The organism is Cryobacterium sp. BB307, from assembly GCF_012274275.1.
In the GTDB taxonomy this organism is placed as follows: Bacteria; Actinomycetota; Actinomycetes; order Actinomycetales; family Microbacteriaceae; genus Terrimesophilobacter.
In genome coordinates this window covers 177,994-194,364 of the sequence record NZ_JAANZA010000001.1, presented here as the reverse complement: position 1 = coordinate 194,364, position 16,371 = coordinate 177,994, and the positions used below count along the sequence as shown (strand labels likewise).

The window sequence follows — 16,371 nt, the reverse complement described above, 5'->3', positions numbered from 1 at the left end:
GCTCGATCACCGAATGGCGAGAACTCACCGCCCCGCCGCGTACCCCTGATTCCCGCGCGGGTTCGCCGCCGCGTAGAGCAGCCCGGTCTCCGGATCCAGCCCGGCCGTCGACAACCGGCCCAGCGTCCAGTCGCCCGCCCGCGTCACCACGTGCCCGCGCGCCTCGAGCTCACCGATCACCGCATCGCCCAGCCGGTCCTCCACCACCGCGCCGCCGGGCACCCACGTGCGCGGCCAGAACGAATCCGGGAACGACGTCGTGTGCAGCGTCGCCGCATCGATCGCCTGCTGCGGCTCGTACCCGCCGACGATGGTGCGCAGCAGGTACGGCAACTGCCACTGGTCCTGCTGGTCGCCACCGGGCGAGCCCAGCGCGCCGACCGCACGCCCGCCGCGCAGGATCAGCGTCGGCGTGAGCGTGGTCCGCGGCCGCCGCCCGGGCACCAGCGACGACGGCGCATCCGGGGTCAGCCAGGTCATCTGCAGCCGCGAGCCGAGGCAGAAGCCAAGCTCCGGGATGGTCGGGTTCGACTGCAACCAGCCGCCGGACGGCGTCACCGCCACAATGTTCCCCCACCGGTCGACCACATCGATGTGGCAGGTGTCGCCCTTGGTCTCCCCGGTGCGGGACACCGTTGGCTCGCCCGCCCCGGCAGCGGATGCGCCGGCCGTGCGCAACTCGGGGACGAACGGCGAACGCCCCGCCACCCGACCCGGCCGCAGCTCGTGCGACGCGGCATCCGTGATCAGCGCCCGCCGCTCGGCCGCGTACTCCGCCGACAGCAGCCGCTCGAGCGGCACGTCGCCGGTGTCGCCGTAGTAGGCCTCCCGGTCGGCGAGGGCTAGCTTCTGCGCCTCGAGGAGGGTGTGCGCGCCGAGCCCGGTGGACGGGTCCAGCCGCTCGTCGCCGAACCCGTCGAGGATCGCCAGCGACTGCAGCAGCGCCGGCCCCTGCGACCACGGCCCGGCCTTGGCGATGGTGTGCCCGCGGAAGTCCAGCGTCACCGCGGGCTCATATCCGGCCTGCCAGCCGGCGAGGTCGGATGCGCGAATCACCCCGGCATGGTCCCCGCCGGTGGAGTGCCGGTGCGGCGTGCGCACGAACGCGTCGATGGCCTCTGCGACGAAGCCCTCCCGCCACTGGTCGCGGGCGGCGTCGATGCGGGCCTCCCGGGTGTCGCCGGCGCTGGAAGCGAGCCGCTCGTAGGTGCGGGCGAGCGCCTCGTTGCGGACAAGCGCGCCGGGCGCCGGGACAGCGCCATCCGACATCCACTGCTCTGCCGAGCTCGGCCAATGCTCGGTGAACAGCTCGGCCACCCGACCGATGGTGGCTGACACCCGTTCGAGCAGCGGATGCCCGTCCCGCGCGTAGCCGATGGCGAAGGCGAGCACGTCGGCGAGCTCCCAGGTGCCGTGGTCGCGCAGCAGCAGCAGCCAGGCGTCGACCGCGCCGGGGATGGCGGCGGCGAGGGCGCCGGATCCGGGCACCAAGTCCAGCCCCTCCGCGCGGTAGTGCTCGATGGTCGCGCCGGCCGGTGCCGGTCCCTGCCCCATCAGCACAGCCGGGATGCCGGGCTGCTCGGCGGTGGCGAAGATGCCGACGAGGTCGCCGCCGGGTCCGTTCAGGTGCGGTTCGACGACGTGCAGCACGAAGCCGCAGGCGACGGCGGCGTCGAACGCGTTGCCGCCGCGCTCGAGCACGGCCTGGGCGGATGCGGTGGCGATCCAGTGCGTGGACGCCGCCATCCCGAATGAGCCGGTCAGGGTGGGGCGGGTGGTGAAGGCGCTCGGCGGGGTGTACGTCACGGAACTGACGCTACCGCTTCACCTCAATCCATTGAGTCGGCCGAAGCAGCGCTCACTCGTCCTAGTTTCTCGGGGTTGCGCACCACGTAGATCTCGGTGACCTTGTCGCCGTCGAGCACGAACGAGATCGCGCTGTCGACGCCGGTCGCGTCGAGACCGAGGATCGCCGCTTCGCCGTTCAGTTCGGCGAGCTGGAGCCGGATCGGGGCATCCGGTTTGCTCAGCACGCCCAACACGAACCGCAGCACCTTCTCGGGGGTGCGGATCGGCTGCAGGGCCGCCTTCTTGAAGCCGCCGCCGTCGGTGTACATGACCACGTCCGGCGCGAGCATAGAGACGAGGTCCTCGAGCGATCCGCCCACCGCGGCGGCGAGGAACCGTTCGGTGACCTCCCGATGGGTGCGCTTGTCGACCGGATGCCGCGGCGCGCGCTCGCGCACGCGTCCCCGTGCCCGGCTGGCCACCTGCCGGACGGCGGCGGGTGTCTTGCCCAGAGTGTCGGCGATCTCGTCGAAGCCGAGCCCGAACACGTCGTGCAGGACGAACGTTGCCCGTTCGGTCGGAGACAGGGACTCCAGCACCACCAGCATCGCGAGCGACACCGAGTCGGAGAGTTCGGCCGCGGCATCCGCCCCCGCCTCGGTCACGTCGGCGATCGGCTCCGGCAGCCAGGGTCCGATGTAACTCTCCCGCTGGCGCAGCTGGTGCCGCACGGCGTTGAGCGATTGGCGGGTCACCGCCTGCAGCAGGTACGCGCGCGGGTGTTCCACCCGGGCAAGATCGACGTCGGCGAATCGCAGCCAGGTTTCCTGGACGGCGTCCTCGGCGTCGGCCATCTTGCCGAGCACGCGGTACGCGGCGCCGATCATGGCCGGGCGGTGCTCGGCGAAGACGGTGGCGTTCTCGGTCACATCGGCCTCAACTCGCACTGGTCCTTGAATCCCTGGCTGGTCAGCCCCATGGCCGCGTTGGTGCGCGAGCGCTGGTTCTCCAGGGCGATGATTGCCGTGAGCTCGACGAGCTCGGGGTCTGACAGGTCGGAGCGCAGGGCGTCGACCATCTCGTCGGTCACTGTCGGCGGGGTCTGAGTCATCGCGACCGAGTATTCCATCACTCGACGCTCCAGGGGCGTGTACACGTCACTGGCCTGCCGGTTCGGCACCGCCCGGAGCTTGGCCTGGTCGACGCCCTGGTTGTTCGCTTCCCAGAAGCCGAAGTCCATGCACCAGCTGCAGCCGATCTCGGAGGCGCTGGCCATCGTCGCCAGGGCCTTCAGTGTCGGGTCCAGCGCATCCCACTTGGCGACGCTCGACTCGTGCCGGATCATCGTGCTCAGCACTTTCGGGTTGTGGTACGCGACCAGGCCGGGGTCGAGCACCCCGCCGTACTTGCGCTTGCTGTACGCCTCCATGAAGCGGACCTTCAGCGTGCGTGGGTGATCGAGCGGAATGCGGGCCATGGTGGTCTCCTCTTTCTGAGTGGTCTCACCGGGGTAGACACCGCGCGCGCGGAAAGTGTGACACCCCGCGTGAAAGTGAGCCGAAAATGGCCGTCGCGAGCCAACCCTTGAGTCGGGACTTGTTGCCGTTATCAAGCCAGTCATAAGGGCAACAAGTCCCGACTCGATGCGACGGAGGGCGCCCGCCTGGGGGCTGTCAGCTAGCCGCCGTCGTTCTGCAGGAACGCGAGCACTGCCGCCACCCGCCGGTGCACACCGCTCTCGGGCAGCCGCAGCTTGGTGAAGATCGCATTGACGTGCTTCTCCACGGTGGATGTCGAGAGGAACAGCGACTGCTCGATCCCCGCATTCGTCTTGCCCTGCGCCATCTCGTGCAGCACCTCGAGCTCGCGCGGCGACAGCGCAGCCAACGGGCTCGACTCCTCAGCGCCGCGCCTACGCACCAGGGCGTCGACGATCTGCGGGTCGATCACCGAACCGCCGGCACGCACCTCGCGCAGCGCGTGCACCAGGTCCTCGAGGTCGCCGATGCGGTCCTTCAGCAGATAGCCCAGCCCAGCCGACCCATCATCGAAGAGCGCGAGCGCGTAGCTCTCGTCCGCGTGCTGCGACAGCACCACCACACCTGTCGACGGCGACGAGGCACGAATCGCGTGGGCCGCCTCGATCCCCTCCATGTGGTGGCTCGGCGGCATCCGGATGTCGGTGAGCACCGCGTCGGGGGAGAGTCGCCGCACCGCGTCGAGCAGCTCCGTCGCGTTCGCGGTGGAGGCGACAACTTCGATCTCGCCCGAGTCCTCGAGCAGGCGGCGCAGCCCCTCGCGCACGAGGTAGTTGTCCTCGGCGATCACGACCCGCAGCGGGCCCGAGTCATCCACGATGATCCGCCTCACGCTCGGCGACCCCATCACGATCAACAGGCAGGTCGACGAGCACCGTCGTGCCGGACGGTTCGGCCGCCGACACGCTGACCGTGCCGCGCAGCGCCGCCACCCGGTCTCGGATGTTCGCCAGTCCGCCGGTCGTGGCCGACATCGGCGACGCCTGCCCGATGCCGCATCCGTCGTCGGTGATCGAGATCCGCAGGTGCCCGTTCGACCGGGCCAGCCCGACCGACGCGTGCGACGCGTTCGCGTGCTTGGCGGTGTTGGCCAGCGCCTCGCGCACCACGTAGTACGCCGTGGTCTCGACATCGTCCGGGTACCGCTCGGCGCGCACCGCGGCATCCGCGGATACGGCCAGCGGGATCGGATACCGCGCGGCCCCCGACTCGACCGCCGCCACCAGGCCATTGTCGGTCAGCACCGGCGGGTGGATGCCCTGGGCGAGCTCGCGCAGGTCGGTGAGCGTCTCGCGGGTCTGGTCCTGCAGCGCGGCCAGCTCGGCGGACGTCAGCTCACCCCGCTCGAGACGGTTGCGCGCGAGGCGCAGCGCAGCGATCTGCGCCACCACGTTCTGCTGGATCCCGTCGTGCAGGTCGCGCTCGAGGCGGCGGCGCTCGTCGTCCTGCGCGGCCACGAGTCGTTCGCGCGAGGCGGTCAGTTCGCCCAGTTGCTCGGCGAGCTGCGCGGTCAGGCGCACGTTGGCCACGGATGCTGCCGCCTGCCCCGCGACGGTGTGCAACAGCATCCGCTCGGCGTCGCTGTACTCGCCGCGGTACCGCGGTCCGACCTCGATGCGCCCGAGCGTCTCGTCGCCGCGCACGAGATCGGTCGACAGCGTCGGGTCACTGGCCGCGGAGCCGGCGACTCCGACGGGCGACGCCGCGAGCGCCCCGTCCGTGGTCGCCAGCCGGATCTGCACCCACGACGCGCCGAGCCCGTCGCGCACCGCCTCGGCAAGCCTGGTGAGCAGCTCGCGGGGCTCGCCGGCCCGCTCCAACTCCGTGCCGAGCTCACTGAGCATGGTGAGTTGGCGGTCGCGGTCGCCGAAGACCGCGCGGTGGATCGCCCGCTGCATCCAGGTGCGCACCGGGAGGAGGCAGACAGCGAGGAGCGTGGTGATGAGAATCGCGGGCACGACTCGGAGCCGGCCTGCGAGGAGGATCGCCGGCATGGCGACGGCGATGGCGTAGATCACCGTGATGAGCAGGTTCGATGACCGCGCGACGTTCCGCCCGCGATCGCCGGGGGCGATGTCGAACGCGCCGTAGCGGAAGATGCCATGGATCGCGGCGATCGGCATCGCGATCAGCGCTGCGTAGACGAGCACCTCGATGCCCCAGAAGCCCGGGACGAAGGTCCACAGCCCGAACGCCAGGACGCTCGCGCCCACGGTGATCGCCATCACCCGAGTCCGTGCCCGCACCTCCGGATCGCCGAAGAGCGCTCGGGATGCGAGCAGTACGAGGCCCAGGATGACGGCAGGCCACGGTTGGGCGATGAGGAACTGCACGGCGGGCGCCGCCCATTCGAGCCACGGCACGGCGTACGGGTTCGGGATGGCGTCGCCGCTGATGCCGATGTACTGCGACATCACCACGTGCGGCGTGGTGAGGAGGGTCAGCGGCCCCACGAGCAGAGGCGTCCAGAGGAAGGCGACGGCGATGCGCTGCCAGCGGGACTCCAGCCGACCGTCGGGGAATGTCGCGAACACGACGAGGAAGGCGGCGGTGGCCGTCGCATCCGCCGTCAGCCCGATCAGGTTGAAGAGCGGGAACCACGGCTCGGTCATGAGTTCCAGGTTCCGCTGCATGAACGTTTCGTACGCAGAGCCGACGAGCATCGCGGTTGCGGCCAGCGCGATGAACAGGGCGGTGCGCGACGACGACACGGTGAGCAGCCACATCCCGAACACGAACAGCGGCAGCACCCCGAGCATCGGCCACGCGAGGCCATGGTCGGCGTCGGCCTCGATGAACCCGCGGACGACGACGATGTAGACCAATGCCGCGACCCCGATCGGGCCGAGCGTCGCCAGGCACACCCACCTGCGGTTCACAGTTCAATCGTCCTCCTGTCGGGCCGTTCGCGGGAGAGGGGCATCCGCAGTAGCCGCATGGCGGCTGGCCTCCATCGGCCGTGCGGGGATCCGCCAGGCAGCATCCGGTCTCCCGCGTTCTCCGCGACTCGCGCATCCGTGAGTCTCGTTGGCGAGCGGATGCTTGGGATAGCACCCGCAGGACAGGGAGTCACATCATGTACAAGGTCTACGCAGGTCTGGCTTGGAGCATCGCGGGCGGCGTTGTCGTGCAGGCCGCCGCCATCGCGTTCGCGTTTGGCGGGCTGCTCAACAGCGTGGCGAATGGCGGTGTCGTCGACAAGGCGCTGCTCGAAAGCCGTCAGGCGGGTGGCGTCGGCGAGCTCGGCTTCGTGCTGCACGCACTTGTCGGCGGGGGACTGATCCCGCTGCTGGCGGTCGTGCTCCTCGTGGTCTCGTTCTTCGTGCGCGTCAGGGGAGCGAAGCTGTGGGCGGCGATCGTCCTGGCGTTGGTCGGGCTGCAAGCCACACTCGGGTTCGCAATTGTCGGTTCCCCGTATCTGGGGCTGATTCATGGCGCGAACGCGCTGGCCATCGTGGCCGCAGCGGTCACCGCTGCGGTGCGGGTGCGGCGGTCGTCTCGGTCGGCCGCGATGCTGGACCGGAAGCAGGCGACATCCGATGCCGTCACGTCGTGACATCCTGCGGTACGCCGCCGTCGGCAGCGCGATGACCATCGGGCTGGGCGCCGGCGCGCTCGCGTGGAGCGGCACCCTGCTCGGCGAGTACTCGGTGATGGACATGGGGGCCGGCGGCGAGCACGCCGCCCATGCCGGGCATGATGCCTCTGCTTCGGCCGCTGGGGCTGGCGTGAGCGTGACCTCGCTGACGGCCGACCCCGACCGGCCCGCCGACGTGCACGTGAGGTTTGTCGTGCGGCAGGAGCCGATCGACGTGCCTGGCGGCCGCCGCGTCGACGGGTTCACGGTGAATGGCACATCGCCCGGCCCGGAGATCCGCGCGACGCAGGGCGACCTCGTCGAGGTCGAGCTCGTCAACGAGTCGGTGACGGATGGCGCGACGCTGCACTGGCACGGCATCGACGTGCCGAACGCGGCCGACGGTGTGGCCGGCATCACCCAGGACGCCGTGCCGGTCGGCGGGCGTCACGTCTACCGGTTCGTGGCGACGGATGCCGGCACCTACTGGTACCACTCGCATCAGGTGTCGCACGAGCAGGTGCTGGGCGGACTGCTCGGGGCGATCGTCATCGACCCGGCCGGGACGTCTGCGCCTGAACCTGCGACCGACGTCGACGTCGACGTGACAGCGCTGCTGCACGTCTACGGCGGCGAGCACACGCTGAACGGCCGCGCCGCAGATGAACGCGTCGAGGCTGCGGCGGGCGAAACCGTGCGGGTGCGCGTGATCAACACCGACCAGGGCACGGCCGCGGTGTGGTCGGCGGCGCCGTTCCGCGTCGTCGCGATCGATGGCCACGACGTGAACGCGTCGACCGACGTCAACGGGCAGCGGTTGCTGATCCCGGCTGGCGGGCGAGCGGATGTCGCGGTGCGGGTGCCCAGCGATGGCGGCGCCGTGCGGCTGCAGGTCGGTGGCGCGCGCGGTGTGATCATCGCCGACTCGTCGCATCCGGAGGCATCCGCCCCGCCCGCGACTCAGCCGCAGGACACCCTCGACCTGCTCTCCTACGGCTCGGCCGAGCCGCTGGCTTTCGACCCGACCGCGCCGGACCGATCATTCGACTACGTGATCGCGCGTCGCTTCGGTGTCATCGATGGCCGGCCCGGGAATTTCTGGACGATCAATGGGCGGATGTTCCCGGATGTGCCGATGTTCCATGTGCGGGAGGGGGACGTCGTCCGGATGCACCTGCGCAACGATTCGGGTGATGTGCATCCCATGCACCTGCACGGTCATCACGTCGTGGTGCTGGCGCGGGACGGGGTGGCGGCATCCGGCAGCCCGTGGTGGGTCGACTCGCTCGATGTGCACCCGGGTGAGTCTTACGACATCGCGTTCGTGGCCGACAACCCGGGTATCTGGAGCGACCACTGCCACACCCTCCCCCACGCGGTCGACGGCCTGGTCGCGCACGTCATGTACGAAGGCGTGACGACCCCGTTCACCATCAACGGCGAGGCGGGCAACCGGCCCGAGTGAGCGGTCGACCCGTCGGTTGGCGCCCAATCGGTGGTCGAGCCTGTCGAGACCCTTGCTATCCCGAACCTCACGGCCAAGCCCGTCTGGATCTAGGCGCTCGTACCCCTGCCCTCCGCGCGTGAACGCTCCTCGTCCAGGAACCCGACCTTGTCCTTCTTCCGCACACTGCTCATGTACCGGTGCAGGCTCTCGGACGCACCAGCCACTCCTTCGGCATCCGGAGCGTAGGTGAGCGAACTGTCCGCGTCGATGCCCAGACTTGCACCGGTGAGCACGGCGTCCTGGTTGGCGCCGAGGAAGACGAAGTCCCAGCTGTACTTCTCCTTCTGCTCGGTGATCAGGGTGCGCACCGTGTCGAGGCTGTACTCCTGGCTGGAGTTCTCTTCGCCGTCGGTGACGACGACGACCTGCACGGTTCCCGGGCGCGCGTGCTCCGGCAGCGCTGCCAGGTCGCGTCCGAACTCGCCGATCGAGATGCCGAGCGCGTCGTACAGCGCGGTGCCGCCGCGCGGCTCGAGTCGGATGACGACATCCTTCGGGTCGGCGAAGTGGTCCTGCCGCTCGATCACCTTGTCGAAGGTGACCACATCGACAGTGAGCATGCCCTCCTCGGCCGCCTGCTTCTCGAGCAGGGTGGTGAGCGCGCCGACCATCTCGTCGCGGATGGTGGTCATGGATCCGCTGCGGTCGATCACCAGCAGCGTCGCGGTGTAGTTGTCGTCGGCCATGTGGTCTCCTTCGGGTCGGGTAGTTCGGGTCGGGTTGAGCGGATGTTGCTGCTTGGGTAAGCGGGCGAGATCAGTGTGAGCGTGGCCACTGACATTGGTATCTCGGGTGCTCGGCATTCGCGCCTTCGCCGTGCTCTTTGCCCAAGCGGCACCCCACTCTGGGGATGCCGTCACGCCCTAGCGGTCCATTAGCCTCGGGCGGGAACGAGAGGAGTCCCATGCCAGGACCCGGCTTCGCGGTGATCGACTTTGAGACGACTGGTCTTTTCCCTAGCGGCCACGATCGGGCGATCGAGGTCGCTGTCGTGCACACGAACGAGAACGGCGTCATCGAGGGGCAGTGGGAGACGCTCATCAACCCCGGCCGTGACCTTGGCAGGCAGGACATCCACTGCATCCGGGCTGCGGACATCGTGAGTGCACCCGCCTTCGCGCAGATCGCTCCGGACCTCGTCGAACTCTTGGACGGACGCGTGATCGTTGCGCACAATGCGAGCTTCGACACACGATTCCTCGTCGCAGAGCTCGAGCGGACCGAGGCATGGGTGAACCCCGGACTTCCCTCCCTGTGCACTATGCAGCTGGCGAGGGACTTCCTCCCGGGCGCCGGCCGCGCTCTTTCGGACTGCTGCGCGGCATTTGACATCGAATTGGTCGGCGCGCACCGTGCGGTGGTCGATGCCCTTGCGACCGCACGATTGCTGAGTGCTTACATCGAGCAGTCGGCCGATCGACAGTTCTGGTACGCGCACTTCGATGCGGCACTGGAGTATCAGTGGCCGAAGATCAGTGGTGGCGCAAAGGCTGAATGGTTCCCGCGCCCGGATGAGGGCGGCTCCCCGGACATCACGGCAGCCACCTTTCTTCAGCGCATCACTGAGAAGATGCCGGAGTATGCCGGCCCAGCTCAGCATGTCGACTACCTCGCCCTGCTTGATCGCTGTCTACTGGATAGGCACCTGTCCGTCCACGAGTCGCAGGCGCTAGTGAGTCTTGCGGAAGAGGTCGGGCTCTCGCGTAACATGTGCCAGCAGCTTCACCTGGAGTACTTCAATCAGCTGACCGACGTGGCATGGTCGGATGGCGTCCTTACCGGAACCGAGATGGCGGACTTGGTGGCGGTAGGCAACCTTTTGGACATCTCCACGGAGGCAATTGCTGCATCGTTCGACGCTCGCGAGACGAAGGTCAACGCGGACCGTACGGATGCGTCCCTAGCGGTGGGCGTGTTTGCGCTGTCCCCCGGCGACCTCATCGTGCTCACCGGCGAGATGATGCGCCCCCGCTCGGAGTGGGAGGAGCACCTGCGAGGCAAGGGGTTCACGGCTGGCTCCGGCGTGACCAAGAAGGTCAAGCTTGTGGCTGCCGCCGATCCAGACAGTCTGTCTGGCAAGGCCAAAAAGGCGAGGGACTACGGCATCCCGATCGTCGATGAGGCGACCCTCATGCGGCTGATGGAAGCTTGATGTCCGAATTCAGTCTTTTCGGCAGGGCGGCCGGCGGTGATGCGCTGCCGCCGTGCGGCCAGTGTGGAACCGGACAGAGCACCAGGTGGCGGAAGCTGTACTAGTCCTCGTCCGTAGCGGTGGGTCGAATACTCGACCCACCGCTCTGGCTCGTTCGTCTTCGTTGTGGTCATCCACAAGAATTGGCGCATGCCCGAACTACAACGTCGGTTCACCTCGGTTCTTGAACGAGTGCTCTCGGGGCTCGCCACAGTAGAAACGGAAGTCGCTCCGGATTGGCTGCGACGACCGGGCCGCGACGAACTCGGGAACGCGTGGATGCTCGCACAGCACGTCTACGGTCAGTTGACCGGCAACATCCTTCCCGACGTTATGCCACCTCGTGAGCGACGCCGTGTGGATCTGGTTCTGACCTACGCCGATGGCAGCCGTCAGATCGTTGAGTTCGACGAGCGCCAACACTTCACAGCAGCACGGCTGACGACCCTCGAGGTCTATGACGACTCGCTACCGGTTGGCTTCGATGTGTCGGCATGGCGTGACCGATGTATCCGTCTACAGGGGCGTGAAGCGGGCGGTGGGTTCGCTGCACCCAAGCCGCCACTGTTTCCCGATGCTGGAGGTCGACACCGCCAACGAGCGTTCCGAGATTTCCTGGCGGACGTACTGCCTCCTCGCTACGGTTGGCGGCCCACCGTGCGGTTTCAGGATGTGGAGGTTGCCGCATTGCTGTCTCAGAACAATGCCGACGAGGCGATCAGCGCACTCTGGCGTCAGAAGCCAACGTTCCGTATCTAGGCCCCAAACGTCGGAGCTGGCTAACTAGCTGGCGCGCATTTCATGCGTTCTGCTTGTCGACCGGGTTGCCATCGGCGTCAACCTTCATCGTGTTCCGGCATTTCGGGAAGTTGCTGCAGCCCAAGAAAGACCCGAACTTGCCCTTCCGCTTCACCATGACGCCGTCGGCGCATTCGGTGCAGCTGACCGTGCTGGCCACCGCGCCGTATGCGTCACGAACGACCAACCCGTGCTCCTTCACCAGCTCTCCCAAAAACGCGGACTCACGTCCCTTCACCGTCAGCAGCGTCACCGCACGGCGAGCTCGCGTCAGCGCAACATAGAAGAGTCGTCGCTCCTCCGCCCTAGGGAAGCTTTCCGCTGCCGGCATCGCCAACCGCAGCACCGGATCGTCAACGATCCGGCTGGGGAAGCCGTAGCTACCTCGTGTCATCCCCGGAATGACGATGTAGTCGGCTTCCAAACCCTTCGATGCGTGCATGGTCGAAAAGGCGACATCCAGATTCTTGAACTTCTTGAGGTCGCCGGACGGCACGTTGGATTCGTGGAACCGGTAGCGGCCGAGGATGAACACTGTCGCCGGACGCGGCTCACCTGTCACCTGCTTGTCAAGTTTCTCCAAGTGATTCCGGATGGCGCTGCGCACGTGGTCGTCCCTTGCGACCGAGATGGCGGCTAGCGTCGGCGGTGTTTCACGCGTGGAAGAGACGACCCGCTTGCGTAACTGTTCGGGGTTCTTGCTTACGAAGCGGCTCGAAACGTCGCAGATCGACTGAGGGCAGCGGAAGGTGCGCTCCAGCCGGAGCACTTCGGCGGCGCCGAACCACTGCTCGAACTGGGTCATCACCGAAAGGTCAGCGCCAGCGAAACGGTTGATGCTCTGCCAGTCATCACCCACGGCAAACAAGTATCGGCCTGGCTCGCGAATCAGGGCGCGGACCAATCGGGCACGTGCATGGCTGGCATCCTGCATTTCGTCCACCATCACGAGCTCGAATGGGCTAGCCCAACGACCGGACTCCAGATGGTCGGCAGCGAGGTTCAACATGTCTTCGAAGTCAATCCAGCCGCCCTCGGCGAGCTTCTCTTCCCACCGGCGCCTGATCGCGCTGAACAGGCGCAGGAACTTGCCATGGCGGAATTGAAACTTCTGCTTGCTCTCCGCCAGCATCCGTTCGTGTAACTGCTCGTCGCTCAGCTGGTTGCTCTTGGCGTGGACGAGGAACGTGCGGAACGTTGTTACCAGCCGCTCGTTCTCGATCGGCGGTTCGCCGACCACGGGGCGATCAGGATTCGGATCAAGCCGGATGCCGCGGTAGCTCAGTTCGTTGGTGAGGTAGTCGAAGGCCCGGCCGTTCCAGATTGACGCCATCGTCGTCTCCAGCAGCGTGGTGCCGTTCTCCGCATGAGTGGCGCGCTTCCATTGGAGATCCTCGAGATAGCTCTCAAACTCCGGCGGCGCTTCGCCTGCTTCATTTAGCGCCCAGTGCTCGTGGTAGACATCGATGCTCGGGTAATAGAAGTCCGGCCTGTACTGGATGCGATCGGCGCTGGCCGTGTCGACCTCATAGGGGCGCTCGTACTCGTACTCGACACCGTTGTAGAACAGCCAGTCGGCGATCAGTCGTTCGCCCTGGCTGCGAACGACCTCTCCCTGAAGGGTGCGAAAGCCCGCGTTTCGCTTTACCGGGTCCCACGCTTCGGGTTCATCCTCCTCCTCGCCGAAGTCAGGCAGGTCACGCCCGAAGACGAGGCGGAACAAGTCCCACTCGGTGCGAAAACCTGGGTCCGAATCGCGCAGCTCGTCGACGATTTGCATGACCTGGCGAATGTCGCCGCCGGCGTGGTCCACCCACGGGGCAAGGCTGGGTTTGCGCCCGGTCGCGTGACCGATGACGTGTAGACCGAAGGAATGGAACGTGTTCGCTTCCACTTTTTCGGCGTCGAGGCCGAGCGGCGTCAGCCGCGTGTTGACGCGTTCCTTCAGCTCCTTTGCAGCCTTGGCATTGAAAGCCAGCATCAAGATCTTGTCCGCAGGAATCAGTCCGCGATGAAGGGCGTAGCCGGCTTTCGCGATCATCGTCGAGGTCTTGCCAGAGCCGGCGGATGCTATTACCTGGACTCGATTGTCGAAGCAGACGACCGCCCGGGCCTGCTCCTCGGTGAGCGGTGAGCTTTCAACGCGAGCGAAGAAATCGCGATGGGTCTCCAGCTCGGCTTCGAGGTAGTGCTCGTTCCAGGAGGCGACGTAGGTCTGGAGGTCCGCCTGCCACAGGTCGATTGCTTCAAGGACCTCGCCACGCTGTGCAGCGCGGTGCTCCTCAAGCTCGGCCGCTACGAGCAGCTCACCGAACCCATCGGAGGGTTTCGCCTCGAGCCATCGCGCGGTGTGCTCCCGAGTCAGCCAGCCCCGCTGCGAGAGGTGTGAGCGGGAGCTCTCGAAGAATTCCCGCGCCCACGCGACAACGCGGTTTGCCGTCTCATCAAACCTTGTCTTGAGCTGCGCCACCCGCAGCTCTTCGAGGTACCGAGACCGTTCTGCTTCAACCGTGCGTCGCAGTTGTCGAGCGGTTCGATTTGGAATCCCGCGAAGCTCGATGAAGTCGGGGAAGGCCACCCGAATGACGGACCAAAGAGCTCCTGTCCGCACAGTGAAGGCATCCGCTTCATCGAGTGCGATGCGCTGAGTCAGTTCTCCGGTCTCAATGAGGATGCCGTTCTCAACGACACTGACCCGCCAGTCGTCCGCGCGTGTGAACCTCTTACCCCACTCCGACGGACGCCAAACTCCCGTCATGCCCTGAGCCCCCCACCACTGACCGATCGCCACAGGCTACCGGATGCGAGGGAATGTCGGCGCCCCGAAGTACGGTCGAGGAATGAGACTTGAAAACGTAGGCGTGGATACTGGGCCCCTTATGGCAAACGCAGTCATCGAGGGGTTCGTTTTGTTCCTACAGTCGATGCCGTGGTGGATGTGGCTAGTTCTCATTGCTTCGCTTCTTTTGGCGGCTTTGACACCGAAGCCCCGACGTCGTCGCCGGTAGCGTGCGAATGCGATGACCCTTATCGATGCGAAGGAGCGCCAATGACCTACACGTCGTCGAACAACAATGGCAACGACTTCGTCGTTGGTGACGACGATGATGATGGCGACGGCTGGGAGGATTACCATCCGCCGGCCGACCGATTCCTTTACGCCCAGATCTGGTGGATCGCCAGCGAGCTCGTGAGGCGCCACCCTCACCTCCGGATCTCGGGCGTTGAGGTCGACGAAGGTGACCGCCTGGTGATCGTCCACGATGAGCAAGACGCGATGAGCATTCAGTGGGATCTCGTCGGCGGATGCAAGTATCTAGTCGACGGGCAAGTCAAGGCAATCAGCTGGATCCAGATGATGGCCGCATCCAACCCTCACGAAATCGTCAAGCGCATCGAGGTCGGCACCGGACTCGGAGTGCCGAAGGCGACACCCGGCACCACACCTCGTTCACTCGCATATCGGATCATCGCCAGCGCGCTCAACGCTGCTGTCAACGACCGGCACGACTGGTACGCGGTTCCCGCCCCGATGCAAGTGGATGAGGATCCGCTGTATCCGGCCAGCTCTCTCTTTACCAGTTTCCCCACGACGGTCGAAGCTAGGCAAGGCTATGCCGATGCCGCGCTTCAGCAGCTCGAAGGCACTGGCCGGGGCGTCTACTTCTTCCAGCCGTTCTGGGCCATCCTGCGCGACCTCGAACCAGTCGCCATCGTCGACGCGGCGGGTGTGAGCCACACCAAGATAGGTGCGACGCCCCTTCTTCCCGTCTACGAGAGCCTCGACCGAAACCTCACCCTGACCATGGCCCGAGTTCTCGGTCCGCACCTTCCCTGAAGAGCCACCATGACCGAAACCGCAGTCCCGCCCGCGCGCAAGATCCTTTACATCGACCTGGACAACACGCTGGTCGACTTCCCGAGCGGCATCGATCGCCTGCATCCGGATGTCGCGGCGCGGTATGCGGGGCATCTCGACGATGCGCCCGGCATCTTCGCTCTCATGGACCCGCTGCCAGATGCCCTCGAGGCCTACGGTCTGCTCGCTGCTCACTTCGACACCTACATCCTGTCGACGGCGCCGTGGGACAACCCGAGTGCATGGCACGACAAGGTGGAGTGGGTGCGCAAGCATCTCGGCTTCGCGAGTGACGCGGTGGCATACAAGCGATTGATCCTGTCTCACCACAAGAATCTGAACCGGGGCGATTTCCTGGTCGACGACCGCGACCGCAACGGGGCCGACCAGTTCGAAGGGGAGTGGTTGCACTTCGGCCCCGGCGCAAAGTACCCGACGTGGAAATCCGTCACCGAGTACTTGCTGTCGCGTGCCGAGCCTTCGCAGCTGGATGTTGCGATCAACCTTGCCCGTGCTGCGCATGCGGGTCAGCGGGACATGCTCGGTGTTGCCTACATATGCCACCCGCTGGCCGTGATGGGCAGGCTGGAAACGCTCGACGAGAAGATCGTCGGTGTGCTGCACGATGTGGTCGAAGACACTCCGGTCACCCTCGACTACCTGCGCACGCTCGGGTTCGAGCCGCACATCGTGGCCGCGGTGGATGCGATCACCAAGCGGACGGATGAGACGCTCGAGGAGTCGCTGGCTCGCGTCCGAGCGAACCCGCTCGCGTTACGGGTGAAGCTGGCCGACATCTCGCACAACGCGGAACCGGATCGGCAGAAGAGACTGACGGCCGAACAGCGGGAGCAGCTCGACGCGAAGTATCGAAAGTCGGCGGAGCTGCTGGGAACCTCGCTCGACGCCATCTTCGCCGAGTTCCTGCCGCCGCGACCGCAACCTCACGCGACGACCGCGAGCGCAGGCGTAGAAGCGGCGAGCTGAACGCTGGCTCATGCGCGCGTGGCGTGCGGATGATGATCGGATCGTTGGGATACTGATGACGCCGCGGCAGGGGAGCCTGCACTCATCTCGTGCGGGGGCTATCGCCTGAGGACTACAGAGGAGCAA

13 protein-coding genes are annotated in these 16,371 nt (G+C 66.6%); 6 read left to right on the top strand and 7 right to left on the bottom strand.

The window, feature by feature from the left end; genetic code table 11:
- Window positions 1-24: 24 nt before the first annotated feature.
- The 5 genes from HGK58_RS00845 to HGK58_RS13985 form a co-directional block, all read right to left on the bottom strand.
- On the bottom strand, window positions 25-1,806 hold the full coding sequence (locus HGK58_RS00845; protein WP_168625674.1) for a gamma-glutamyltransferase: 1,782 nt from the start codon (window positions 1,804-1,806) through the stop codon (window positions 25-27).
- Window positions 1,807-1,829: 23 nt separating this feature from the next.
- Complete coding sequence (gene sigJ, locus HGK58_RS00840; RefSeq protein WP_210422568.1) at window positions 1,830-2,735, bottom strand: RNA polymerase sigma factor SigJ; 906 nt, start codon at window positions 2,733-2,735, stop codon at window positions 1,830-1,832.
- A complete protein-coding gene (locus tag HGK58_RS00835) occupies window positions 2,714-3,265 on the bottom strand; it encodes a carboxymuconolactone decarboxylase family protein (protein ID WP_168625673.1) in 552 nt (183 codons plus the stop codon). The genes sigJ and HGK58_RS00835 overlap by 22 nt, the downstream gene beginning before the upstream one ends.
- Before the next feature lie 200 nt (window positions 3,266-3,465).
- On the bottom strand, window positions 3,466-4,143 hold the full coding sequence (locus tag HGK58_RS00830; RefSeq protein ID WP_349236087.1) for a response regulator transcription factor: 678 nt from the start codon (window positions 4,141-4,143) through the stop codon (window positions 3,466-3,468).
- Entirely contained in the window at window positions 4,136-6,205 is a 2,070-nt protein-coding gene (locus tag HGK58_RS13985) for an ATP-binding protein (RefSeq protein WP_168625671.1), read from the bottom strand. The genes HGK58_RS00830 and HGK58_RS13985 overlap by 8 nt, the downstream gene beginning before the upstream one ends.
- 197 nt (window positions 6,206-6,402) lie before the next feature.
- Here HGK58_RS13985 and HGK58_RS00820 point away from each other — a divergent pair, with 197 nt between their 5' ends.
- Together HGK58_RS00820 and HGK58_RS00815 are read left to right on the top strand one after the other, a co-directional pair.
- Window positions 6,403-6,882: a hypothetical protein gene (locus HGK58_RS00820; protein ID WP_168625670.1), complete on the top strand. Its 480-nt coding sequence runs from the start codon at window positions 6,403-6,405 to the stop codon at window positions 6,880-6,882.
- Entirely contained in the window at window positions 6,866-8,368 is a 1,503-nt protein-coding gene (locus HGK58_RS00815) for a multicopper oxidase family protein (protein ID WP_210422567.1), read from the top strand. The genes HGK58_RS00820 and HGK58_RS00815 overlap by 17 nt, the downstream gene beginning before the upstream one ends.
- An 89-nt stretch (window positions 8,369-8,457) precedes the next feature.
- Here the strand turns inward: HGK58_RS00815 and HGK58_RS00810 are convergent, their stop codons facing one another.
- A complete protein-coding gene (locus HGK58_RS00810; protein WP_168625669.1) occupies window positions 8,458-9,096 on the bottom strand; it encodes a VWA domain-containing protein in 639 nt (212 codons plus the stop codon).
- A gap of 218 nt (window positions 9,097-9,314) precedes the next feature.
- Between HGK58_RS00810 and HGK58_RS00805 the strand changes: the two genes are divergently transcribed.
- Window positions 9,315-10,562 (top strand): exonuclease domain-containing protein, encoded by a 1,248-nt coding sequence (locus HGK58_RS00805; protein ID WP_168625668.1) that lies wholly within the window; start codon window positions 9,315-9,317, stop codon window positions 10,560-10,562.
- A gap of 189 nt (window positions 10,563-10,751) precedes the next feature.
- Window positions 10,752-11,360: a hypothetical protein gene (locus tag HGK58_RS00800; protein ID WP_168625667.1), complete on the top strand. Its 609-nt coding sequence runs from the start codon at window positions 10,752-10,754 to the stop codon at window positions 11,358-11,360.
- Window positions 11,361-11,400: 40 nt separating this feature from the next.
- Here HGK58_RS00800 and HGK58_RS00795 read toward each other — a convergent pair whose 3' ends face one another.
- Window positions 11,401-14,157 carry a UvrD-helicase domain-containing protein gene (locus HGK58_RS00795; protein ID WP_168625666.1) on the bottom strand — a complete coding sequence of 919 codons (2,757 nt, stop codon included), beginning with the start codon at window positions 14,155-14,157 and terminating at the stop codon, window positions 11,401-11,403.
- A gap of 291 nt (window positions 14,158-14,448) precedes the next feature.
- On the opposite strand from HGK58_RS00795, the gene HGK58_RS00790 reads away from it, so the two are divergent.
- Both HGK58_RS00790 and HGK58_RS13585 read left to right on the top strand, forming a co-directional pair.
- A complete protein-coding gene (locus tag HGK58_RS00790; RefSeq protein WP_168625665.1) occupies window positions 14,449-15,237 on the top strand; it encodes a hypothetical protein in 789 nt (262 codons plus the stop codon).
- 9 nt (window positions 15,238-15,246) lie between these two features.
- Entirely contained in the window at window positions 15,247-16,245 is a 999-nt protein-coding gene (locus HGK58_RS13585; protein ID WP_210422566.1) for a hypothetical protein, read from the top strand.
- Window positions 16,246-16,371: the final 126 nt, after the last annotated feature.

Coding starts and splice junctions, on each gene's coding strand:
- HGK58_RS00805 (WP_168625668.1), top strand. CDS start 9,315: ATGCCAGGACCCGGCTTCGCGGTGATCGACTTTGAGACGACTGGTCTT.
- HGK58_RS13585 (WP_210422566.1), top strand. CDS start 15,247: ATGACCGAAACCGCAGTCCCGCCCGCGCGCAAGATCCTTTACATCGAC.
- HGK58_RS00810 (WP_168625669.1), bottom strand. CDS start 9,096: ATGGCCGACGACAACTACACCGCGACGCTGCTGGTGATCGACCGCAGC.
- HGK58_RS00790 (WP_168625665.1), top strand. CDS start 14,449: ATGACCTACACGTCGTCGAACAACAATGGCAACGACTTCGTCGTTGGT.
- HGK58_RS00815 (WP_210422567.1), top strand. CDS start 6,866: ATGCCGTCACGTCGTGACATCCTGCGGTACGCCGCCGTCGGCAGCGCG.
- HGK58_RS00835 (WP_168625673.1), bottom strand. CDS start 3,265: ATGGCCCGCATTCCGCTCGATCACCCACGCACGCTGAAGGTCCGCTTC.
- HGK58_RS00820 (WP_168625670.1), top strand. CDS start 6,403: ATGTACAAGGTCTACGCAGGTCTGGCTTGGAGCATCGCGGGCGGCGTT.
- HGK58_RS00795 (WP_168625666.1), bottom strand. CDS start 14,157: ATGACGGGAGTTTGGCGTCCGTCGGAGTGGGGTAAGAGGTTCACACGC.
- HGK58_RS00800 (WP_168625667.1), top strand. CDS start 10,752: ATGCCCGAACTACAACGTCGGTTCACCTCGGTTCTTGAACGAGTGCTC.